This window comes from Mycoplasma zalophi (assembly GCF_018914005.1).
GTDB lineage: Bacteria > Bacillota_I > Bacilli_A > Mycoplasmatales > Metamycoplasmataceae > Metamycoplasma > Metamycoplasma zalophi_A.
Map to the genome: position 1 here is coordinate 1 of NZ_JAHMHI010000001.1, position 23,324 is coordinate 23,324.

23 protein-coding genes and 8 tRNA genes are annotated in these 23,324 nt (G+C 25.3%); 26 read left to right on the top strand and 5 right to left on the bottom strand.

The window, feature by feature from the left end:
- On the top strand, positions 1-187 hold a 187-nt coding region (locus KQ877_RS00005; protein ID WP_373422487.1), incomplete at its 5' end, for a hypothetical protein.
- Positions 188-261: 74 nt separating this feature from the next.
- Here the strand turns inward: KQ877_RS00005 and KQ877_RS00010 are convergent.
- Positions 262-1,002, bottom strand: a complete 741-nt coding sequence (locus KQ877_RS00010; RefSeq protein WP_216535649.1) for a hypothetical protein — start codon at positions 1,000-1,002, stop codon at positions 262-264.
- Between the two features lie 457 nt (positions 1,003-1,459).
- Here KQ877_RS00010 and KQ877_RS00015 point away from each other — a divergent pair, with 457 nt between their 5' ends.
- Complete coding sequence (locus tag KQ877_RS00015) at positions 1,460-2,266, top strand: LEM-3-like GIY-YIG domain-containing protein (protein WP_216535650.1); 807 nt, start codon at positions 1,460-1,462, stop codon at positions 2,264-2,266.
- Between the two features lie 122 nt (positions 2,267-2,388).
- On the opposite strand, the gene KQ877_RS00020 is transcribed toward KQ877_RS00015, so the two are convergent.
- Both KQ877_RS00020 and KQ877_RS00025 read right to left on the bottom strand, forming a co-directional pair.
- On the bottom strand, positions 2,389-3,045 hold the full coding sequence (locus tag KQ877_RS00020) for a ribonuclease HIII (RefSeq protein ID WP_246777990.1): 657 nt from the start codon (positions 3,043-3,045) through the stop codon (positions 2,389-2,391).
- Complete coding sequence (locus KQ877_RS00025) at positions 3,035-3,979, bottom strand: Cof-type HAD-IIB family hydrolase (RefSeq protein WP_216489081.1); 945 nt, start codon at positions 3,977-3,979, stop codon at positions 3,035-3,037. The genes KQ877_RS00020 and KQ877_RS00025 overlap by 11 nt, the downstream gene beginning before the upstream one ends.
- A gap of 121 nt (positions 3,980-4,100) precedes the next feature.
- On the opposite strand from KQ877_RS00025, the gene KQ877_RS00030 reads away from it, so the two are divergent.
- Genes KQ877_RS00030 through KQ877_RS00050 form a run of 5 tightly spaced genes read left to right on the top strand, consistent with a single transcriptional unit; the run spans position 4,101 to position 8,973 of the window.
- The gene (locus KQ877_RS00030; RefSeq protein ID WP_216535651.1) at positions 4,101-4,628 is read left to right on the top strand and encodes a tRNA (cytidine(34)-2'-O)-methyltransferase; all 528 of its coding nucleotides are present in this window, start codon (positions 4,101-4,103) and stop codon (positions 4,626-4,628) included.
- The gene (locus KQ877_RS03470) at positions 4,628-4,780 is read left to right on the top strand and encodes a DivIVA domain-containing protein (protein ID WP_216489077.1); all 153 of its coding nucleotides are present in this window, start codon (positions 4,628-4,630) and stop codon (positions 4,778-4,780) included. Before KQ877_RS00030 ends, KQ877_RS03470 begins: the two co-directional genes overlap by 1 nt.
- A 10-nt stretch (positions 4,781-4,790) precedes the next feature.
- On the top strand, positions 4,791-5,624 hold the full coding sequence (ylqF, locus tag KQ877_RS00040) for a ribosome biogenesis GTPase YlqF (protein ID WP_216535652.1): 834 nt from the start codon (positions 4,791-4,793) through the stop codon (positions 5,622-5,624).
- 8 nt (positions 5,625-5,632) lie between these two features.
- Positions 5,633-7,828, top strand: a complete 2,196-nt coding sequence (locus tag KQ877_RS00045) for an SGNH/GDSL hydrolase family protein (protein WP_216535653.1) — start codon at positions 5,633-5,635, stop codon at positions 7,826-7,828.
- Positions 7,828-8,973, top strand: coding sequence for a YbhB/YbcL family Raf kinase inhibitor-like protein (locus KQ877_RS00050; protein WP_216535654.1), 1,146 nt, complete (start codon positions 7,828-7,830; stop codon positions 8,971-8,973). Before KQ877_RS00045 ends, KQ877_RS00050 begins: the two co-directional genes overlap by 1 nt.
- Before the next feature lie 27 nt (positions 8,974-9,000).
- Here the strand turns inward: KQ877_RS00050 and KQ877_RS00055 are convergent, their stop codons facing one another.
- The gene (locus KQ877_RS00055) at positions 9,001-9,750 is read right to left on the bottom strand and encodes an MAGa3780 family membrane protein (RefSeq protein WP_216489067.1); all 750 of its coding nucleotides are present in this window, start codon (positions 9,748-9,750) and stop codon (positions 9,001-9,003) included.
- Between the two features lie 63 nt (positions 9,751-9,813).
- Entirely contained in the window at positions 9,814-11,160 is a 1,347-nt protein-coding gene (gene ffh, locus KQ877_RS00060) for a signal recognition particle protein (protein ID WP_216535655.1), read from the bottom strand.
- Positions 11,161-11,341: 181 nt separating this feature from the next.
- Here ffh and KQ877_RS00065 point away from each other — a divergent pair, with 181 nt between their 5' ends.
- The 19 genes from KQ877_RS00065 (at position 11,342) to KQ877_RS00155 (ending at position 23,168) form a co-directional block, all read left to right on the top strand.
- Positions 11,342-12,718: a glycine--tRNA ligase gene (locus KQ877_RS00065; RefSeq protein ID WP_216489063.1), complete on the top strand. Its 1,377-nt coding sequence runs from the start codon at positions 11,342-11,344 to the stop codon at positions 12,716-12,718.
- A complete protein-coding gene (gene dnaG, locus KQ877_RS04055; RefSeq protein ID WP_216535656.1) occupies positions 12,708-14,510 on the top strand; it encodes a DNA primase in 1,803 nt (600 codons plus the stop codon). The genes KQ877_RS00065 and dnaG overlap by 11 nt, the downstream gene beginning before the upstream one ends.
- A gap of 12 nt (positions 14,511-14,522) precedes the next feature.
- The gene (locus tag KQ877_RS00075) at positions 14,523-16,022 is read left to right on the top strand and encodes an RNA polymerase sigma factor (RefSeq protein WP_216489058.1); all 1,500 of its coding nucleotides are present in this window, start codon (positions 14,523-14,525) and stop codon (positions 16,020-16,022) included.
- A 1-nt stretch (position 16,023) separates the two neighbouring features.
- Positions 16,024-16,797, top strand: coding sequence for a Nif3-like dinuclear metal center hexameric protein (locus KQ877_RS00080; RefSeq protein WP_216535657.1), 774 nt, complete (start codon positions 16,024-16,026; stop codon positions 16,795-16,797).
- A gap of 9 nt (positions 16,798-16,806) precedes the next feature.
- Positions 16,807-17,634, top strand: coding sequence for a deoxyribonuclease IV (locus KQ877_RS00085; protein ID WP_216535658.1), 828 nt, complete (start codon positions 16,807-16,809; stop codon positions 17,632-17,634).
- 71 nt (positions 17,635-17,705) lie between these two features.
- The gene (gene rpmG / locus KQ877_RS00090) at positions 17,706-17,858 is read left to right on the top strand and encodes a 50S ribosomal protein L33 (protein ID WP_216489053.1); all 153 of its coding nucleotides are present in this window, start codon (positions 17,706-17,708) and stop codon (positions 17,856-17,858) included.
- A gap of 12 nt (positions 17,859-17,870) precedes the next feature.
- A complete protein-coding gene (locus tag KQ877_RS00095) occupies positions 17,871-18,911 on the top strand; it encodes an aminopeptidase P family protein (RefSeq protein WP_216535659.1) in 1,041 nt (346 codons plus the stop codon).
- A gap of 70 nt (positions 18,912-18,981) precedes the next feature.
- A complete protein-coding gene (obgE, locus tag KQ877_RS00100) occupies positions 18,982-20,247 on the top strand; it encodes a GTPase ObgE (RefSeq protein ID WP_216489049.1) in 1,266 nt (421 codons plus the stop codon).
- A 63-nt stretch (positions 20,248-20,310) separates the two neighbouring features.
- Positions 20,311-20,387 (top strand) — tRNA-Pro (locus tag KQ877_RS00105).
- Positions 20,388-20,392: 5 nt separating this feature from the next.
- Positions 20,393-20,469: transfer RNA gene (locus KQ877_RS00110), tRNA-Ala, on the top strand.
- 1 nt (position 20,470) lies between these two features.
- Positions 20,471-20,547, top strand: a tRNA-Met gene (locus KQ877_RS00115).
- A 14-nt stretch (positions 20,548-20,561) separates the two neighbouring features.
- Positions 20,562-20,638 (top strand) — tRNA-Ile (locus KQ877_RS00120).
- Between the two features lies 1 nt (position 20,639).
- Positions 20,640-20,730, top strand: a tRNA-Ser gene (locus KQ877_RS00125).
- A gap of 43 nt (positions 20,731-20,773) precedes the next feature.
- Positions 20,774-20,849 (top strand) — tRNA-Met (locus tag KQ877_RS00130).
- Between the two features lie 3 nt (positions 20,850-20,852).
- A tRNA-Asp gene (locus KQ877_RS00135) sits at positions 20,853-20,929 on the top strand.
- A 1-nt stretch (position 20,930) separates the two neighbouring features.
- Positions 20,931-21,006, top strand: a tRNA-Phe gene (locus KQ877_RS00140).
- A gap of 198 nt (positions 21,007-21,204) precedes the next feature.
- Positions 21,205-21,555 carry a hypothetical protein gene (locus KQ877_RS00145; RefSeq protein WP_216489047.1) on the top strand — a complete coding sequence of 117 codons (351 nt, stop codon included), beginning with the start codon at positions 21,205-21,207 and terminating at the stop codon, positions 21,553-21,555.
- The gene (locus tag KQ877_RS00150; protein WP_216535660.1) at positions 21,548-22,708 is read left to right on the top strand and encodes an MHO_1580 family protein; all 1,161 of its coding nucleotides are present in this window, start codon (positions 21,548-21,550) and stop codon (positions 22,706-22,708) included. The genes KQ877_RS00145 and KQ877_RS00150 overlap by 8 nt, the downstream gene beginning before the upstream one ends.
- 67 nt (positions 22,709-22,775) lie before the next feature.
- The gene (locus tag KQ877_RS00155; RefSeq protein WP_216535661.1) at positions 22,776-23,168 is read left to right on the top strand and encodes an MHO_1590 family protein; all 393 of its coding nucleotides are present in this window, start codon (positions 22,776-22,778) and stop codon (positions 23,166-23,168) included.
- Positions 23,169-23,324 lie beyond the last annotated feature (156 nt).

Here is a 23,324-nt window from a genome sequence, read left to right on the forward strand (position 1 = left end):
CATACCAAAATTAATGAATAACGTTATGGCAAATATTAATTTTTATTTATCTACAGATTCTTTGGAAATGCAAAAAATATCTAAGTTTATTGAATTATTTAACGACAGCATATCTTTGTTAAAGCGTAAGATAGAAAAAATGGAAAACATAAAGCAAACACTATTAAATAAAATGTTTGTTCAGTAAATTAATAAAAAAATACCGAAAAATACACAAAAAAGTACTGAAAAATGTGCTAAAATGTGTATTTTTTTATTATTTTACTTACGTTTTAACAAAGATATGTTCATATCTAATTTATGTAAAAGACGAGAAATAATTTCTTGTTCTTTTTTGTTAGTTATTAAAAAAATTACATCAGGAATTTTTGCTAAACTAAATGTATCTCTAACACCAGTATTTTTATTAGATGAAATTAAATTATTGAAAAAATTTGTTCTAAAATAGAATTTTATAAAATTATCATTGACTATATTTTGTGTGCAAAAAACCTCATAAATATTGCTTATTAACCCTTTTTTAGGGTTTGAATAATAAGCAAGTGAACCAACATTTATTCTAGAAGGATTAAATGCAAAGGAATTAGGAAATATAATTTTTGATGCTTTTTTATTTGCATTAATTGCTTTTCCACCATTAGAAAAATATTCCTTTTGGTTAATAAAACCTAGCGTATTACTCACTGTGTAACTATCCACATAATCAGAACTATTATTTCTTATAGAATATCATTTAAATAGATTTTCCACCTTTTCTTGAAACCAAACGAAAGTGTTTTTTAGTAAAAATGCATTTTTTTCGACATGAAAAAGTTGATTTTTTGAGCAAAATCACAAACGCTTTAACAAAGATATGTTGGCATTTATTACATTTAAAATAGATGCAATTTTCATTTGTTCTTTTTTATTATTTGTTAGATAAATAATAGTTTCTTTTAATTGACTAAAATGTCTTTTATACCCTAATAAACCTACATCTATTTTAGTTAAACAATGATACAAAAAATCTCTGTCAACTTCTAATATTTCAATAAGTTTTATGCCATCTGTTGCGATTAAAAAAGGAGAATTAGGTCTATATAGCGAAAAAGTATGATCACCAAACAGAATGAAATTTTTGTAATTTATTATAATATTTGATTCATTTGAATACCCTAAAATTGGATTATCGCCTTGTTGAATAACAGGGTATAAGTAACCAGTTACATTTAGTGCCTTAAATTTATGTGTAGATCGGGAAATTATGACATTTTCTACCTTGTCTTGAAACCAAACGAAAGATTTATAAGATAAAATTTATTCCATTTTGTTCATTATATTATTTATAATCACTGAACTTTTTGTAATTAAGTTTAAAAAAATGTTTTAAATTTATTGTAATTTTTTAATTTATAATATCTATAAATTCAAATTAAAGTAAAAATTTAATTTAATAATATCTAAAAGCAAGGTTAATTTTATGGAAAAATTTTCAGAAAAAAGTCTTATTGCACTTGGTGGTTACTATGTTTATGGATTAATTGATCCAAGAACTAATCAAATATTTTATATTGGAAAGGGATCAGAAAATAGAATTTTTGAACATGAAAATGAAAAAAATAATAATTCCAATGTTGAGAAATTAAAGCTGAAGACTATATCTGAAATTAAAAATTCTGGACTTAAAGTTAAAAAAATCATTATTAATTATAATTTAACAGAAGAAGAGGCGTTTGCAGCTGAAGCATCTTTAATCAATGCATTTAATTATACAAATGCAAATAAACTCACCAACATTGTCCAAGGACACCATTCAAATGGTGTTTTGTCAGTTGCTGAATTTGAAAAAATAAATGGAGCAATAAAACTAAAAAAAGAAGATATCCATCATAAGATTCTAGTCATTAAAATAAATAAACTATATAAAAGGTTTATGAGCGAAAGAGTTTTATACGATGTTGTTCGTGGAATTTGAAGAATATCTAAAGACAAAGTTAATTCAATTGAGTATGTATTTGGTGTTTATAATAGTTTGATTGTTGCGGTGTATAAACCTTCAAAATGATATGTTTGTAAAAATGCAAAGGATAAGCTACCACGACAAGATATTGTCTTGACACCAAAAATTGAAAATAGACTGTTTTTTGTAGATGAAAGATATGAACAACAACTTTCATATGATGAAAATGAAAAGTTTTATATTGGAAAATCAATTGAAGATTTAAAACTAAATAATAAAGCTCAGAATCCTATTACTTATTTAAACCCAGTTTGTAAAACTGACTAAGCGTTTATTTAAAAATATAAAAAAATAAGGGAAATAAAAAATAAAAACTCAATTATTTTGTAAACAATAAAAAATCACAAATGTTGTGCTTTTTTTGTGTATTAAGAACTTATTATATTGTTTTAATCTAATATTTGCTTTATTGTTTTAAAATTTGTTTTTGCAACTTTAAAAATCTCTTCTTTTCCGTATAATTTTACAAATTCTTTTCCAAATTCAATAATTTTTGAGCTTACCCCTAATGGAAAAGTTAAATTATATTTTTGATTTTGTTTTTGCATTTCTAATAATAAAAAGTATCTAGCTAAAATACTTGCACAAGCTATGCTTAATACTTTATCTTCAGCTTTTGTTTCATAAATTATTTCATGTTTTGGTAGATTAAATCCCAAAGATGTGTTTAGTAATTTTTGTTCGTATTTTTTAATTGAGTTAATAGTTGAAAATTGATCAATAAAAGCTTGTTTATCAATTTGTTCTTGTAATTTATTAATGTTTTTGTAGTGAAACAATAATTTAATTTCATTAGCATTTAAAAATTTTGAAAGATTATTGTTTCCTTGTTGAGTTAAAATCATTTTAGAATATTTGGTTAATTTTTGAATTTGCGGTGCAATTTCTAAAATTTTTTTATCAGTGATTTTTTTTGAGTCTTTAACTCCTAAATTTATTATTTTTAAATAATTACTTTCTTCAATGTAAGCGGCAACAAAAACTATTGGTGTAAAAAAGTCACCAACTCCAGTTTCATCACAACCTATATAATCGCTATTCTTCATTAAAATGATCAGCTCCTACAATTTGTAGTCTTTCTTTGTCTAGTTCATTATGGAATTTTTTAGCTTTTTTAATGAATTTATCAGGGTTATTTAAGAATTTTTCCATAAAATAACCTACAGCTCCATCTTTGTTTGTTTTTTTAGATAAATCACTCGCGAGTGCTTTGATGTAATCTTCAGCATTTGCAGGCGCCATTCCAACATTTGCAATACTAAACATACTTGCATCATTAAAACTATCACCCATAGCAACTGTATCATCAATATCAATATTGTAATAACGCATCATTAATGAAATAACATTTCCTTTTGTAACTCCTATACTTGTAATATCAAATACAGGGGTTAGTCCTTCACCTTTTGATCAACTTGAAAATTCACCTAAATCTCCATAGCGACGTTTTAGATAAATTAATAATTCAGTTACATTTGTTTCTGGTTTAACATCAAATACTATTCCTGTTGGTTTTAGAGGAAGTTTTGTTAATTCAATACTTTCTCTAAATTTTGTTGCACTGTTGAAATTAAATACTTTTTCTAATGCTTCATCACGATATTTTAATTGAACTCAATCAGGTCCTTCAATTGCATAGTTTGAAATCTCTTTTTCTACTTTAGGATCACCTAGAATATATAAAACTTCATTTAAATCTAAATAACTAATAGTAGGAATGAAGAATGGATCATCTGGTGAGTGGATGTGTGCTCCATTATAATTACCAACAATTGAATTTAAACCAAGTTTTTCATAAATAGGTTTTGTTGATCTTCAAGGTCTACCAGTAATAATTGATACAATATGACCTTCTTTTACAGCTCTTTTAATTTGTTCTTCTGTTTTTGGGTGAATTGATCCATTCGCACTGTTTGCAAGTAATGTTCCATCCAAATCTATTGCAAATAAAAATCTTCTTTGTTTTGAATCTCTATCCATATTAACTCCTTAATTATTTATTAAATTATAAAGGAAAGTTGAAAAAATGCAACTTATTTTATAAAAATATAAAATAAGGTTTCTACTTTAAAAAATATTTAATTAATTTATAATTTTAAATATGATTAATATAGTTTTATATGAACCTGAAATAAGTCCCAACACAGCAAACATCATAAGAACATGTTTTAGTACAAATGCAAAATTACACATTATAAGACCTATTGCTTTTGATTTACACCCACATTGAATGAAAAGAGCAGCTGCAGGCCGTTTTTTAAGCGATATACAACATGAAATACATGCTTCGTATGCAGATTTTGAAAATAAGTATGGTAATAAAAACATTTATTACATTACAAGATATGGATTAGAAACTTATAGTGATGTTAATTTTAAAAATGAATTTAATTCAAATGAAGAAATATGATTAATGTTTGGAACTGAAAGTACAGGTATACCCAAAAAAATATTGCAAAAAAATGTACAAAATTGTTTAAGAATCCCAATGACACCAGCTGCTAGAAGTATTAATTTAGCAAATAGTGTTATAGTTGTTTTATATGAAGTTTTAAGACAACTTGATTTTGCGCATTTATCAAAATTTGAAGTACAAAAAACAAAAGATTATTTATTAAAAGAGGATTAGTGGCTAAATATTCAATAGAACAAATTCAAAAACATAAATTCAATGCTACTTTAAATGGATATAATCCAGAAGAAGTAGATATTTTTATTGATGAATTGATTGAAGATATAAAAGAATATCAAGAAATTATTGCTAAGTTGCAAGGAAAATAAGTAGGTAAACATGATTAATTGATTTCCTGGACATATGAAAAAAGCTTTTGACATTATCAAACAAAAACAATCTTTGTTTGATATGTTTTTAATTGTTTTAGATAGTAGAATTCCAATTTCATCATATAATCACGAATTTGATAAAATAGCGCCGCAAAAACCGCGTATTTTTGTTTTTACAAAAACAGATTTAACAAATTTAAATCGTTTTAATGAACTTAAAAAACTTTATAATAATGAAAATGATATTTTAGTTAGCGTAAATTTAAAAAATGCGAGTAAATCATATCAGTTGATTACAAAAGCAATCAAAAAAGTTACTATGAATATTGCAAAAAAGAACTTAAAAAAAGGCTATAACACCCCACCACCAAAGATAGGAGTTTTAGGTGTTCCTAATAGTGGAAAAAGTACATTAATCAATATTTTAGCACAACAAAAAGTAGCAAAAGTAGGAAATGAAGCTGGTATTACAAGAAGCGAACAATGAGTAAATTGTAAAGATCAATTCTTTGTTTTAGATACTCCTGGTTTACTTTGACCAAAATTTGAAAATCAAGATATAGCTATAAAACTTGCTATTATTGGTTCAATTAAAAAAGATAGTATCGATTTAAAAGAATTTGTTTATGAAGCATATAAATTAGTAAGTAAATATAAACCTGAGGCACTTAATTTTTTAAATTTAGAAGCTTCTGAAGATGAAGAAAAAATTTATGAAAATATCATTACTTTAGCAAGAATGAAAAAATATATTAATAATGATAAACAAGTACAATTTAATCAGGTGTATGTGTTTTTGGTAAATTATTTTAAAAATTTAAATAATGTTATATATGATTAGGAGTTTCTATGAATTTACAAAATGAATTAGAAGACAAAAATGAATTAAAATTTGATTATTTTCAAATTAACAATAATCTAAATTACCTTGCTATAGGTGATGAATTTTCCGGTGGATTTAATTCAAAATTTGGTTTTTTGAGTTTGGGAAAATTTAATAAACAAGAAAATAAAATTATAGGATTGAGTTATCCAGCATTTTTTGCTAGAATAATTAATAATTTAAATCCTGGTTATTTAAAAGAATTTGATAATTTTAGTTTACCTAATATAAAAATTAAACAATATATTGAATTAATAGAAAATATTAATTTAGGTCAAGATACTCAAAAAATTTTAAATTTTGCAAATATTTTTAACAATGAAAAAACCAATCCTTTTAAAAATCAATATGATGATTATTTAACAAACTTAACTAATATTCAAACAAAAATTAAACGAGCAAATCTAATTACAATTAATTTGGGAATGCATGATTTAATTAATTTTTTTCCGCTTCAAGACTTAAAAGAAATCCAAAATCAAAAATCAAAAGAAAATATTGAAAAACTATTGGAGCAACTCAACAATTCATTAGCTTTAAGATCTTCAAAAATAACAAAATATATGCAAAACTTAATTCAAGTAATTAAATCATATAATCCGCAAACAAATATTATTGTTATGGGATATTCTAAACCACTTATTCATTTTGAACACTTAATAAATGAAATATTTTTAAAAAATAAAATTCAAGATATTTCTATTATTGATATTTTTATGCACCATTTAAATTTTGCATTAAAATCAGCAGCAAATCAAAGTGCTTGTATGTATCTTGATAATGATGAATCAGATTTTTTATCAAAACACAAAGAATTTTTATATGAATCATATTTTGATATCCACCCTACTGAAAAAATGTATAAATTTATTGCGCAAAATATGATCGTAAAATTAGGATTAGAAAATAAATTTGTTATAGATTCATATAAAAATAATAAAGAAAAAGTCTTACATTACCTAAGAAATATAAATCAGTACAAAAAAGATTATTTGTCACACCGAAAAATATTAAATTTAGGTGATGATATGTCAGTTTTGGTGATGACATTAGGAATAAATCGTACTGATCATTTATTTTTAGATGATTATTATGAAACTGAAGTTTCAGATATATTAAAAGACAAAAACCAAATATCTTGATACATAAGCCACTTGGAAAGTGACTTAAATTTAAATATTAAACAATTAATTATTAAATTTATAGAAACTAAATTTTCCTCACCAAATGAAAATTACAAAACAAAAGATTTATTATTAGATTATTTACAAGAAAAAAAATGAGCTCAGCAAATAATTTTACATATTTTAGCAGGTCAAGCAGTTAATAATTTTTTAAATGCATTACAAAATAATTTAAATACTTCAAGAAAATTCAGTAGTTATTTTTCAATTGAAGATTTTCAAAATGCAAAACACAATGCAATTAAAAATCAAAAGCTAATTTATGCAATTATAAAAAACTTATTCAGTGCTTCTTTTATTTTGGAATCAAAAATTGAATTAAAACAAATAAATTACACTTTTCTTACTGAACTTTTAACTACTTCACTACTAGAAACATTAGTAAATCATAAATTAGATGAAAGATATAAATATTTAAGAAACTATTTATCAAAATTAGAAATTTTCAAAGAATTTGCAGACTTTTTATTCATGAATTTTTCAATAAATTTAAAAAATTATTCTGAGCTTAATATTTTTGATGAAGCGTGAGAAAAATGATTAATTTTAAATCATTATAAAATAATTTATTATTTTGACAAAATTATAAGCGAAGTAAGTAGACAAGAAAATCAAAAACAAACAATAGAATTTATTAAATTAAGTATATTACTAGTTTATAAAATTCCAGAAAATAATAATTTAGATACAAGAAAAATAGAATCCAAAATTGATAATATTATTTGATTAACAAATGAACACAAAGAAATATTAAATAAATATTTAAAAATTCTTTTAAAAGAATTCCAAACATTTAGTATTTATGATTATATATTTTCAAATGCTAAAGAACAAACTAAAAAAGAATTTAAATTAAAATTATTTAAAAAAATAAGATATGTAAACGTGTTAAGAAAATTTATATTAGCAATATTTAGTTTAAAAATGGAAATAAAAAACTTAAAAAAGCAACAAAAAGAGCAAAGTGAGAATAAATAATGAAAGTGTATTCAAAATCTATTAATATTTATAATGTTTTAAATCCAAATCATTCATTAATTTCAACTTATTCTCCACATATTGGTTGAGATGAAGTAAAAAACGCCAAAAGCTATGCTATATTAATGTTTGATCATGAAGCAATAGGAGTTGTTGGTCTTAGTTTTGTTCACTGAGGTATTTTCAACATAAAAGAAAACTTTATTTTAGAAAATAGTTCAATTTTTGATAATGAAAATTATTTTCAAATTGAAAACTCATTATCACAACACCCCAAAAATCCTATTTTAGATCGCGATTTTTTATCTGAAAATGCGAATTTATACACCGGACCTTTTCCGCCTGATCAAGATCATGTCTATATTTGTCGTGTTTATGCACTTGATTTTGAAGATGTTAAAAAACTATGAGATACAACGAAACCAATGTATATAAGCGATTTTTTAGAAATTGTAAATGATCATACAATTGATCAAGGAGTTTTAACTTTTTCAAGTCCTCAAGCATACGTTGAAGATGGTAGAAATTACCAAAAAGAACCAACAACACATGGTTTATTTTATGTATATAATGAACATGATGAAATCTCAACATTAAAAGTAAATATAAAAGACATGATACTTGATGAAAATATTTATTATTTACCAAAACCATATTATTATGATGATGAAACTATTCAAAAAATAAATTTTAAAATTTCAACACCACAAATAAAAATCAAAAATCCTAAAAATGTTAAAGAATATGCGATTTTTATTTATGATTCTAATTCATTTGATGAGTGAGGAATGGTTGCAAATGAATTTAGTTGTTTAGGAATAAAGGCACAAAATAGTGACTGAACACTTTTAAACAAAGATGATTTAATAAAATCTGACAAAAACAAGATTTTTATTAACAATTCATACTGAAATAACTCAAAAATTCCAGAAAAAACTAAAAAACTAATTCAATCTAAAAAGTATCAATGATCATTATTTAAATCTAAAAAAAACGCTTCATCTGAAAAATTCCACTGAATGGAAATTTATGCTTTAGATCAAAAAATTATCGATAAAGAAAAAATTAACAATGTAGCAGATGCTTATCGTCATATAAAAAATAAAGTAATTGCTGAAAAAATTATTAAATTTAAATTGAAATAAAAGATGCCTAGGCATCTTTTTTATTTACTAATAGCTAGTTTTAGTTACATTAGCTTTTAATTTCAATACTTTTGTTCAAAATAAACAAATTAAAAAAGGTAATGTAAATCCTACAACGATAAATAAAATATTTAAAACTATTTGTAAACCTAATTGTTTACCGTGATAGAAAAAAGGATTTATAAAATCTAAAAATCCATAAATAACTACAGCATTTTTTTGGTTATATTTTAAATAGTAGGTTGTTAAATATAAAATTAAAGCAAAAATCAAATAAATCATTACATATATAACTACATAATATTTATCTTTTTTATTAAATAAAAGTTGATCTTTTCATAAAAAAGCGAATATAAAGCACACAAGCGGGTTAATTAAATGTGTATGTAAAGATTTATATGATTCAAAAACATTTTTTCAATTAGATTGTCAAGAAATAAGTGATCAATAAATTAAAAATGTAATAGTTATCAAGACAGTAGAGTGTAAAAATAAACGTTTAATTTTATTGTTTGGCTTTATTGCTAATATAAGCAAAGTTATTAGCGAAAATAAATTAGTTAAATTTGTGAAATAAAATAAGTTTGCATATCTTAAAAAAATATTTTCTAACCCTTGGAATCTTGCTTTGTTATTTATTTTTGTTTCATCGATTAAACCAATATAAGTTGCAATTATTATAATCGTAAAGACTAATAAAAACGCAGCAACAATAATTGTTATTGGTTTTCGATTTTGTTTAAGTTTGTTTAAAAAAGAAGTGTTTTTTGTGATCATGATGCTAAATTATACTAAATAATAAAAATTTACAATCTAAAAAAGATTGTAAATGCAAATTTATTAAAAAAGACCACCTAATCCACCCAAATTACCTAAATTAAATCCACCGCGGCCACTTGACATTTCTTTCATTTGTTTTGCCATTCTTTCATAATCTGTTAAAAGTAAATTATATTCACGAGCAGATCTTCCTGAACCTTTTAAAATTCTTTGCTTTCTTTCTGCTATTTTTAGTAATTTGGGATTTTTTCTTTCCTGTTTAGTCATTGAATTAATTAAAATTTGATATGTTGTAAATTTTTGTTCTGCTTTGTCTATTTGTTCTTCATTGATTTTATTTGAGAGTCCGGGAATCATTTTTATTATTTTGGTCATTTTACCTAGTTTTTTAATTTGTGCCATAGTTTCCATTAAATCATCTAAAGTAAATTGTCCTGATAAAAATCTTTGTGATATTTTTTTTGCTTTTGCTTCATCTATGTTATTTTCAGCTTGTTCAATTAAACTTAAAACATCACCCATTCCCAAAATACGATTTGCCATTCTGTCGGGATGAAAAATTTCTAAACCAGAAATTTTTTCACTTGTTCCAATGAATAAAATTGGAATATTTAGCAAATGAGTAATACTTAAAGCAGCTCCACCACGAGCATCAGAATCTAGTTTAGTAATTATCGTTCCATTTATTTTTAAATTTTCATTAAAGATTTTTGCAACATTAATTACATCTTGTCCGCTCATGGCATCAATTACTAAAAATATGTAATCTGGATTTGTTCTCCTTTTTATTTTGACTAATTCATCCATTAAAGTGTCATCTATCGCTAAACGCCCAGCTGTATCTAGTATTACTGCATCATTTTTGTTTTCTTTTGCTATTGTTAGTGCATTTTGGGCAATTTCAACTGCATCGTCAATTTTTTCAGTATAAAAATCAACACTTATTTGTTTTGATAAACTTTCTAATTGATCCCTTGCTGCCGGACGATAAATATCAGCACCAACTAAAAGCGGATTTTCTATAATTTTTTTCTTTCTTAAATATGCTGCTAATTTTGCAGATGTTGTTGTTTTACCGCTACCTTGTAATCCAATCATTAAAATTGTTAGTGGTTTTTTTGTTACTTCAATTGAAAAGGTTTTTTTACCTAAGATATTAATTAACTCTTCGTTAAATATTTTAATAACTGTCTGTTGAGCATTTAAATTACCGATTTTACCGCTTTCAAGAATTTTTCTTTTTACTTCTTTTGTAAATGCTTTTACTACTTCTAGATTAACGTCAGCCTCAAGTAGTGATAACTTAATTTCTCTGATAATTTCTGTTATATCGTCTTCAGTTATTATGGTTTTTTTATTCATTTTTTCAATTGATTTTTGTATTTTATTACCTATAAAGTCAAACATATTTTAATTATATTATATAAAAATAAAAAAATCCTTTTCAAATTCCAAAAGTTTGTATTTTTTCTTTCAATTTAGCACTAAAAAATATTAAAAATAGCACTATTTCAAAAAGAAAAACTTATTGTTTTCAAAAACTTATATCTTATGATATAATATAAAATTATTTTGCTAATGAGGTACTATGTTAAATAAAGATAAAAATATTCAAGAAATAATCAATCATTTAAAGGTGTCAGGATTTGTTTACCAAGATTCTGAAATTTACGGTGGAGTAATTAATACATGAGATTATGGTCCACTTGCTACAAATATGTTAAACGCGTTAAAAAATCAATGAATTCAAAGTTTTATTTTCGAAGAAGAAAACAACTATCAAATTGATTCAAAAATTATTATGAATCCAATGGTTTGAAAAGCTAGCGGACATTTAGAAAATTTTAGTGATTTTTTAATTGAAAATAAAGTTAATCAAAAAAGATATCGTGCAGATCATATTTTAAAAGATCTTTTCAAAGATTTAGATGTTGAAAAAATGACTCATGATGAAATGGAACAAAAAATTAAAAATGAAGTTTTAGAATATGATGGAGTTAAATGCGACTGAACAGAAATTAGACCGTTTAATTTAATGTTCAAAACACAAGCAGGAGCAATAGATAATACTGCAAGTACAACATTTTTAAGGCCAGAAACTGCACAAGGTATTTTTGTTAACTTTAAAAATGTTTTAAGAACTATGAGACCTAAATTACCTTTTGGAATAGGACAAATAGGAAAAAGTTTTCGTAATGAAATAACTCCAAGAGATTTTATTTTTAGAACAAGAGAATTTGAACAAATGGAATTAGAATTTTTCTGTTATGAAAATCAAGATGAACATTTTTATAACTATTACATTCAAAAATGTTATGACTTTTGTTTAAAAAATGGTCTAAAACAAGATTCAATAAGAATTAGAGCTCATGAAAAAGAAGAATTGAGTCACTACTCAAAAGGTACAAGTGATATTGAATTTTTATTCCCATTTGGATGAGGAGAATTAATGGGGATTGCAAATCGTGGTAATTACGATTTAAGCCAACATATTAAATTCTCAAATGAAAATTTATATTATTTAACTGATGAAGGTGAAAAAGTTATTCCTTATGTAATTGAACCTTCAATGGGTCTTGATCGCTTATTATTTGCTATTTTAGTTGATGCTTATGAAGTAGAAACATTAGAAAATAATGAATCAAGAACAGTTTTAAGAACAAAATATAAAGTAAGTCCTTACCAAGTGTGTGTTATGCCGCTTGTTAAAAAACTTACAGATGAAAGTAAAAAAATATTTAAAAATTTAAAATCAAAAGGTATTCGTGTTTCATATGAAGAATCAGGTTCTATTGGAAAACGTTACAGAAGACAAGATGCAATTGGAACATATTTTTCAATTACATTTGACTATGATTCACTAGAAGATAACAAAGTAACAATTAGACATAGAGATACAATGCAACAAGAAAGAATTAGTATAGATGACATTGAAAAATATTTAGAAAGTTACAATGACAGATAATAATCAAAATATTTGAAAAAGTGTATTAAATCAAGTAAATATAGTTGATATTATCTCTGAATATTGTAATTTAACTAAATCGGGAAAAAATTATAAAACAAATTGCCCGTTTCACAATGAAAAGACTTCTTCATTCATTGTTAGTCCTGAAAAGCAGATATTTACCTGTTTTGGTTGTCATAAAACAGGTAATGCAATTAAGTTTCTAGAATATAGATTAAATCTAACACCTATTGAAGCTTTAAAGAAAATTGCTACTAAAATTAATTTTGATATTTCTAAGTTAAATAGATTTTCCCCTAACACAACACAAGAACAAACAGAACTTTTTGAAGCAACAGAAGCCGCAAACAATTTGTTTCAATATGAATTTCACAAATTCAAAAATCAAAATAATGATTTACAAAATGTCATTTTGAAAAGAAAAATTACCGCTGAAATACAAAATCACTTTAAATTAGGGTTTAGTTCAAATGAGATAAATTCTTTTCAATATTTACAAGACAAAGGTTTTGATGAAGCGGTTTTATCAAAAATTTCTATTTCAAGTTCAAACAATAAAGATATCAATTTTTTTAACAATAGATTAATTTTTCCTATTTACGATTCAAAATTAAATTGTGTTGGTTTTAGCGCAAGAACAGTTGATGGAGATGATGTAAAATATTTAAATACTTCTGAAAACGAAATATTTAAAAAAAATTCATTGTTCTTTAACTGAAATAATGTAAAAGAAAGTATCGCAATTAATAGAGAAATTTATTTAGTTGAAGGACAATTTGATGTTGTTGCACTTTATCGCATTGGCATTAATAATGCTTTGGCAGTCATGGGAACAACATTAACTGAAAACCATTTATCATTATTAAAAAAATGTACAATAAATTTATTTTTTGATGGTGATTTACCTGGAACAAATGCAACAATAAAAAATTTGAAAATAATATTAAACAATTTAAAAAAATACGAATTAAATGTAAAAATAATTCAGAATAACACAAAAAATGACCCAGATGAGATTTATTTTTTATCATCAGATGGTTCAACATTGAAAGAAACAGCAACAAAAAAGATTGGTTATTTAGATTATATTTACAATTTGATTTTTGAAAACCCCAATTATGATCAATCATTAGAACAAAAACAATTGTTGCTAAGAGAATTTAATGAATTTTGAAAAATTTTAAGTCAGTATGATCAAGAAATTTTAAAACAAAAAGCTATTTTACAAAATAAATTAGACAGTGATTATTTTAAAAATCTTCAATCATTTTCAATGAAAAATTACCGAAATAATATATTTGAAAATAATACATATAAAAACAGCGCATATGCTCAACATACAAAAAAATTTAATCGTGTTATAGTAACAAAAGATACACCACGATCAGATTTTTACAAACTAGCAAATCATGTTGCGATCCAAATATTAAAAAACATTACTTATTGATACAATATGCGTGAAGTTATTCGAAATTCAAATAGCAAATGAAAGAAAATGATTTTAAATTTCGATGATACTAAAATAAATAAAAAATCACGAATAACAACAATAAAGCAAGCCAAAACTAATTCAGATAAATTTACTAATGATTTAAAAATTTTTATTAGATTATTAGATCCCAATGAAATAATAGACGAAAACGATTTACAAAACAATTTGTTTAAATTTAAAAATTTTTATAGTAATTTAGATGAAAATAACGAGGAAAATATAAAAATTAACCAAGCTGATGATGAACAATTATCATTTGACAGACTTATAAAAATAATAGAAAAAACACAAGAATAAAAAGGAGCAAAAATGAGCACAATAAAAGAAGATGAACAAAAATCAGTTAAAGATTTAATAAAAGCATTTAAAAAATTATTAGCACAAAAACAAAAAACTGATAAAACTAAAAAAACCTTAACACATGAAGATATCTATAAATTTTTAGATGATAATAAATTATTTTTAGATGCTGATGAGAGTGTGGAGATTTTTGATCTTTTAATTCAAGAAAACTTATTAGAAGATAATCTTTTAGAAGACGATGAAGAAGAAATTACAGAAAGCGATTTAGAAGATGCATTCCGTAAAGATCCTATAAAAAATAAATTAGAACTAGAAAATAGTGATGATTTAGATGATGAAGAACCTTCTGAATTTGAAGATTCCGAAGACTTAGAGGATGATTCAGAACTTAATATTGATGAATTTCATGATGATTCAACAGTAAAAAAAGATGATGACGATGATTCATTAGACGCAGATTTTTATGATGATACTGAAAAATATGTTGAATTTGAAGAACCAGGCGATGATTATGACGAAGATGATGAAGATGTTGTTAACCTACTAAAAGATTATGACGAAGATGATGATTATTATGATAAAGACTCAATTGAAGATGATTCACTTTCTAATAATCTTTCTGAAACAAATGATATTGTTAAATGATACATGCGCTGAATTGGTAAATATGGAAAATTACTAACACCAAAAGAAGAAAAAGATTTAGCTATCAAAATGGAAAAAGCTCTTGAAGAAGGAAATGATAGAAAATATAAAAAAGCGCGTAGCACTTTAATTAACCGTAATTTGCGTTTAGTAATTAATAACGCTAAACGTTATAAAAATAGAGGATTAAGTTTTATTGACTTAATTAGTGAAGGTAATGCGGGAATTTTAAAAGCGGTTGATAAATATGATTATCATAAAGGATTTAAATTTTCAACATATGCTACATGATGAATTCGTCAAGCTATTACTCGTGCGGTAGCAGATCAAGCAAGAACAATAAGAGTTCCAGTACACATGGTGGAAACAATTAACAAAATCATTAAAATTGAACGTGAATTACAACAAGAAAATGGAAACACACCAACAGACGAAGAAATTGCTATGCGTTATGGTGGTGATATGGATGCTGAAAAAGTAAGATATATAAGAAAAATAAATATCGACCCCATTTCTTTAGATAAATCAATAGGAAAAGAAGAAAATTCAAATTTCAGTGATTTTGTAAAAGATGAAAGTGTAATTAATCCAGTTGATTTTTCTTCACAAGAAGAACTATCTGTAATTATTGATGATATGCTTGAAAATTATTTAGATGAAGAAGATAGAGTCCTAATAAGAAAACGTTTTGGTGTTGGAAAAGATGAAAACGGTATACCATATAGAGCATATACTTTAGATGAGCTTGCTCGTGAAAAAGGAATTTCAAAAGAAAGAGTAAGACAAATTGAAACAAAAATTTTAAGAAAACTAAAACATCCTCAAAAACGTAAAAAACTAAAAGATTTCTTTACAAGTTAAAATGAGAACAAAACACTTAATCGATAATTTATCAAAAGATATTAATTTAAATCTCAAAGAACCTTGAGATCCTATTGGATTTTCTATCCCGCTAGCGGGAAAAAAGAATTTAAAAAATGTTTTAGTTTGCCATGATGTAACTTCAAAAGTTATTCAAGAAGCAATTAAAAATGATTGTAACTTAATAATTTCTCACCATCCATTCATTTTTTATGAAAAAGCAAAAGATTTTGAAATATATCCTTATAAAAAAAATCTATATAAAACATTAAAAGCACATAAAATTAATACTTATAGTTTTCATACTGCTTTTGATAAAAGTGATTTTTTAACAGTGAAAGGAATATTAAAACTTCTTAATTTAGATGATAACAGTTTTAGGCAAGTAAATAGTGAATTTGCATTGAAAATAAACTGAGATAAAACACCCTTAGAACTTATAAAATTATTAAAAAATAGAGCTAGTGTAAAAAACATACAAACAAATATTAAACAAAAAGTTCTAGAAACAAAAATAAACAGTTTTATGCTATTTCCAGGTTCTGGTTTTGTGGGAGATATAAATAAATTTAAAGATGAAACAGATTTAATAATCACAAGTGATGCAAAATGAAGTGATTTTATAAATTATGATGAAATGAATATAAATATTATTAATGTTTCTCACAATTTAGAAAAAGGGTTTATTTATATAATGGTTGATTTACTAAAAAAATATCTTGATCCAAGTCAAATTTTTAGTATTTTTGAAGAAGACAAATTTTATAATATTTAAGGAGTATTTATGATTAAATTAGGAAGTCATATTTCATTTAAATCACCTAATTATTTAGTTTCTGCAGTTGAAGAATCTATAAAAAACAATGCAAATTGCATGATGATTTATTTAGGTGCACCGCAAACATCAAAAAGAGTTGCAAAAGAATTATATAATTTGTCTGAATATACTAAAAAATATCATGATGTAATAAAATCTGAAGATATCGTAGTTCACGCTCCATACATAGTAAATCCATCAAATCCTGAAAAATCTTTATTTGCTATTAATTTTTTAATTGAAGAAATTAACAGAATGAACTATATCGGAGCAAAATACTTAGTTTTACACCCAGGAGCATACACAAAATTTTCTTTACAAGAAAGTTTAGAAACTTTAATAAATTCTTTAAAACAAATAATTTCTTTAACAAAAGATGTTGTAATTTGTCTTGAAACAATGAGTGGAAAAGGTACTGAAGTTTTTACTAATTTTAAAGATATGAAGTATGTTTTAGAAACTTTAAATAGCGATAGAGTACAAATGTGTCTTGATACATGTCACATTTGAGATGCGGGTTATGACATAAAAAAATACGATGATTTTAAACAACAATTAAGAGATTTTGATTTATTAAAGTACATAAAAGTTATTCATTTAAATGACTCATTAAATGATTTAAATTCACACAAAGACAGACATGCAAATATTGATCAAGGTTATATAGGATTAAAAACATTACAAAAATTTGTATTTGATAATGATTTTGATAATGTTCCCATTATTTTAGAAACACCTATCCCTGAACAAGGTTCAATTTATGATATTGAAATTGCTATGTTATTAAAACAATAAAATCAATTGAAAATATTTTTTTTAATTTATAATATAAAAGATATTTACTAAAAAAATTAATAGGAGGAAATATGCCAAGAGAAGGATTAATTTTAAGATGTGAACAATGTAAAATGGAAAATTACATTACAAAGAAAAATAAAAAATTACACCCTGAAAAAATGGAAACTAAAAAATATTGCCATAAATGTAATGACCATACAAATCACAAAGAAAAAAAATAATAAGGAAATAAAATGTTAAAACAAGAATTATTAAAGTCTTTTGATGAATATAATGTTGATGTAATTATTTCAGAAGCCCCAGAAACAAGATTATGAATGGCTGAAGTTTCAACAACTGATGGATATTTAGTAATTGAAAAAGAAACAGCTTATATATTTGTTGATGGAAGATACATTGAATACGTAACAAAAAATGCTAAAAATGTTGAAGTTAAATTATTAAAAGCTAACTCACTTAGTGAATTTTTAAAAGAAAAAAATTACAAAAAAGTAGGAATAGAAAAAGATTATTTAAAAGTTGAAACTTTAGAAAATTTTAAAAAAATATTACCAGAAGCAGAATTTATTTCTGTTCTAGGTCAACAATTTCGTATTAAAAAAGATTTACGTGAAGCTTCAATTATTGAAGAAGCATGTAAAATTTCTTTAGATGCATTTAATGAAGTTAAAAAATACTTAAAAGTTGGTATGACTGAAAAAGAAGTTAGTCATAAATTAGGGTATTTAATGAGACTTTTTGGTGCAGAAAAAGAATCTTTTGATTCAATTGTAGCTTTTGGAACTAATGCAGCTGAACCTCATCACCACCCCACAAATACTCAATTAGCCGATGGAGATATTGTAAAAATTGACTTTGGTGCTCAGTATTTGGGATGAGCAAGTGATATTACTAGAACATTTTTCTTTGGAACACCAAAAGATAAAAAATTAGTAGATATTTTAGAAATTGTAAAAGAAGCCCAACGTTTAGGACGTGAAGCTGTTAAACCAGGAATCACAACTACAGAAATTGATAAAATTTGTCGCGACTACATCGTTGAAAAAGGATATGGTGAATATTTCACTCACTCAACTGGGCATGGAGTGGGGATTAATGTTCATGAATTACCATATGTAAATTCTGTAAAATCAACAGTTTTAGAACCAGGTATGGTAATAACTGTTGAACCTGGAATCTATATCCCTGGTTTAGGTGGAGCAAGAATTGAAGATACAGTTTTAGTAACTGAAACTGGAGCTAAAGTTTTAAGTCGCCCTGAAGAAAATAATTAAAGTGCTCAAAGCACTTTTTATTTTACAAAAATAACAACAAAAAAGCCATTAAAAATGGTAAAATTTTCATATGAAATTTATAGACGAAGTAAAAATAACAGTAAAAGCAGGAAATGGTGGCAATGGCCTTATTAGTTTTAGGCGTGAAGCACATGTTGACCGTGGTGGACCAGATGGTGGAGATGGCGGAAAAGGTGGTGACATTTATTTTGTTGGAGATAGCGGAATAAATACACTTTTAAATTTTCATTACAAAAATAAAATTACAGCACAAGATGGCGAAAACGGTAAAAGAAAAAATGCTTACGGTGCAAATGGTCAAGATACTTACATAAAAGTTCCCTTAGGAACGTTAGTATATAACTATGATAATTTAATCGCCGATATAATTGATTCAAAACCATATTTAATTGCTAAAGGTGGTAGAGGTGGTAGAGGGAATGTTAAATTCAAAACTTCTCGTAATACCGCACCTAGATTATCTGAAAATGGTGAATTGGGTGAAAATCTAGATATTAAATTAAGTTTAAAAGTTTTAGCAGATGTAGGTTTAATTGGAAAACCGAGTGCAGGTAAAAGCACACTATTATCACAAATTTCAAATGCTAAACCTAAAATTGCTGAATATGAATTTACAACACTAGTTCCACAATTAGGTCTTGTTAAATATTATGATGATAGTTTTGTAATAACTGACTTACCGGGTTTAATTAATGGAGCAAGTGAAGGAAAAGGATTGGGGATTCAATTTTTAAAACACATTGAAAGATGTAAAATATTATGTCACGTGATTGATTTTGGTTCTGAAGAAAAAAATCCTATTCAAGACTTCGAAGATATTAATAATGAATTAATTAAATATAATATAAAACTTGAAAACAGACCTCAAGTAATAATTGCTAATAAATCTGATTTAAAAGCATTTAATGACCATAAACAATTATTTAAAGAAAAATATCCTAATATAAAATTAATTGATCATAGTTTAGAAACTTCAGAAAATACAATAAATTCAATTAAAAAAGAAATTTATGAAACTTTAAAAGAAGCTGAAAATATTTTAATAAATGAAGTAAGCAAAAATGAAGTTACAATTACACTAGAGGAAGATGACTTTGAAATTATTAGGGTTTCTTTTGATACTTATGAAATAAAAGGTAAAAAGATTAAAGAATTATATAATCGTATTCCTTTAATAAGTTATGATAACTTAATGCGTTTTAATAATAAATTAAAACACTTAGGAGTATGAGAAGAATTGTTAAAAAAAGGAATTGTAGCGGGTGATACAGTTCGTATAGAAAACTATGAATTTACATGAGATAACGAAAATTAATTTTTTTTGCAAAACTTAAAAAAATTGTGTATAATTATAAAGCAACTTAAATAAATGAGAAGTGGAGAAGTAGCTCAGCTTGGTAGAGCACTTGACTTGGGCTCAAGCGGTCGCAGGTTCGAATCCTGTCTTCTTCACCATTTATGGGGGGGTAGCTCACCTGGCCAGAGCGCCTGCCTTGCACGCAGGAGGTAGTGGGTTCGAGTCCCATCCTCTCCACCATGGCTCTGTAGCTCAGTTGGTTAGAGCGTCCGGTTCATACCCGGAAGGTCAAGAGTTCGACTCTCTTCGGAGCCACCAATTAGAATAGATTAGGACCTATAGCTCAGTTGGTTAGAGCAACCGGCTCATAACCGGTCGGTCACAGGTTCGAGTCCTGTTGGGTCCACCATGGGCAATTACCCAAGAGGCTGAAGGGAGCAGTCTTGAAAACTGCCAGGGGCTTCACGGCCCGCGGGGGTTCAAATCCCTCATTGCCCGCCATATATTTATAAAGTTATACCACTACTTTATAAATACCTAACATAGCGGAGTGGAGCAGTCGGCAGCTCGTTGGGCTCATAACCCAAAGGTCACAGGTTCAAGTCCTGTCTCCGCAACCAAATGGTCCAGTGGTAAAGTGGTTTAATACGTCTCCCTGTCACGGAGAAGATCGCGGGTTCAATTCCCGTCTGGACCGCCATGGCTCTGTAGCTCAGTTGGTAGAGCAACGGACTGAAGCTCCGTGTGTCGCTGGTTCGATTCCTGCCGGAGCCACCATATCAAGCTGATCGACCCCAGATGGGGTTTTTTTATTATCTTTTATAAAAAAATTAATCATTTTTATCTTAATTTGACTTTTTTTCCTAGTTTTTTCCTATTTTTGTATCTAAATAAACAAAAAAATCATTTTTTATTTTTATAATAAAAGCGGGGATTAGATATAATCCCAATTGACTATTTTACGTTAGAGGTAATATGAAAATATCGGAAAATAGACTTATAGATAGTCTAACACAGACTTTATATTCTAGGATAATGATATATAGACAACAATGTGCATTATCCAAAAAACTATTTCACCAAGAAATAACAAATAACAAATTAAAAAGTCAAGACTCAAAAGAAGAAAGTAAATTTAAAACATATCTTCCTATCATGGATTATTTTAACGAAGGCTTAACTTTCGAAGAAAGACTAATATTTTTTAATGAAATATGAAATGTTAATCCAAATAAAAAATGATATGAAGAATATTTTTCAAAAACGACATATTATAAATATTTACACAGTGTATTAGATAGTTTGTGTATTTTTTTAAATGATTAATTACACATATAATTTAAATCAGCAAGAAATCATTAAAAATTATCGTGAAAATCTTTATTTAAAAACTGAAACAAAAATTTTAGATGATTCTTTAAATCCCAATAATTTATTGAAATTAAAAATAAAAAGACATATTCATAATGACACTTCTGTTTTAGAAATAAATTACAAACACACAACAAACCAAAAATTGGTTATTGGCATATTTATAAACAATAAACCTTTACCTATTTCTCGTGTGTTTAATAATGAAATTAATTTTTCACTAATAACAGGAATAAATAAAATTCCAAAATTTGATTTTGAAGAAATTAACCACGTAGCAATTACTGTATATAAGATAAATAATAATAAAATGAATGAATATTTACATAGTCATATTGAAATTAGACATAGTGATATAATAAAAACATTTAATATAAATAATTTTCATCAGGCTTTTGATATTCCTTTGGAATTAGAATTTGAATTATATAGCGGAAATTATGAACGTGTAAATGATGAAAAAATTATAAAAAACATTAAGTATGCAAGATTAATTTTAATAAATGAAAAACCCAATCCCTATAAACATTTAAAAAATATTTATTATCTTGCTGCTAATATAGTTGATAAAAATAATAATATATCAAAAATTCCAGTAGCAAATTTATCGAATATAAAAGCAAAAGTAATGGCTCTTCCAGACATAAATGATGCAGTCGATTGCAATTTTAACTTAGAAGCAACTGCTACTAAATTTCAAGGCTATGATATTATTGGAAAGTTGACATTAAATACTCACACTTATTTCGATTTTAATTTAAATAAAACAGTTCAAGGATTTAGCTTATATTCTAAAGATGGTTATATTATGCCTTACAATTTTAAGGGTATGTTTAGCCCTATATTAATAATTTCAATAAATAATAAGTATAAAAACATAGTTTTATCTAAAATACATAGTATAAAACATCCTCTTTTAAATCAACAAGATGGCAATATTAAATTACAAATCTTAGAGGATACCAATATAAAAAATAGGTTAAATTGAATGACGTTCGATAATATTGCAATTTTAAACATTATTGAAAATCAATATAGTTTAGATCAATTAATTGCACTTTCACGAGAATCTCTTAATAAAATTGAAGAAGATAACGAAATCATATAAGAAAATATTTTTTTTGATTATTGTTGTATTATCATTAACTGGTATAATCACCTTAAGTGTAATTTACATGAGAAAAAACATACAAATTTCTAATATAACACATATTAATAATTCCACAAACACAACAAATGAAGAAGAAAACACAAATTCAATAAATAACACAAAAAACAAACAAGAAATAAATCTCACATCCGAAAATATTTTTCCTTCAGTAAATTTTACTGATTATTATTCTAAAATAAAAATTATTAATTCTGAGCCTATCATTGACCAGGATATGGTGGCATATATTATTCAGGATATTATAAAAAAAGTGGCTGTAAATTATGGAAAAATTGATGTTGGTTATTTTCAACCTAAAAAAAATCAACTTCAATTAAAATTCGCATGAAAATCAGAAAATCAAATTATTTATAAAAATTATTTTTTTAATTTATATGATGAAAACTTAAAAAAATAACACAAATTAATTAAACTATGAATTTATCAAAAATTCATAGTTTTTAATTTTTTTCAGTAAAATTGTCAGTATTTTTCAATGTTTTGTGCAATTATTTTTTAATTTGTGTAAAATTATTTTAAAATTTTCATTATTTTCCTTTTGTAAATTTAGTAA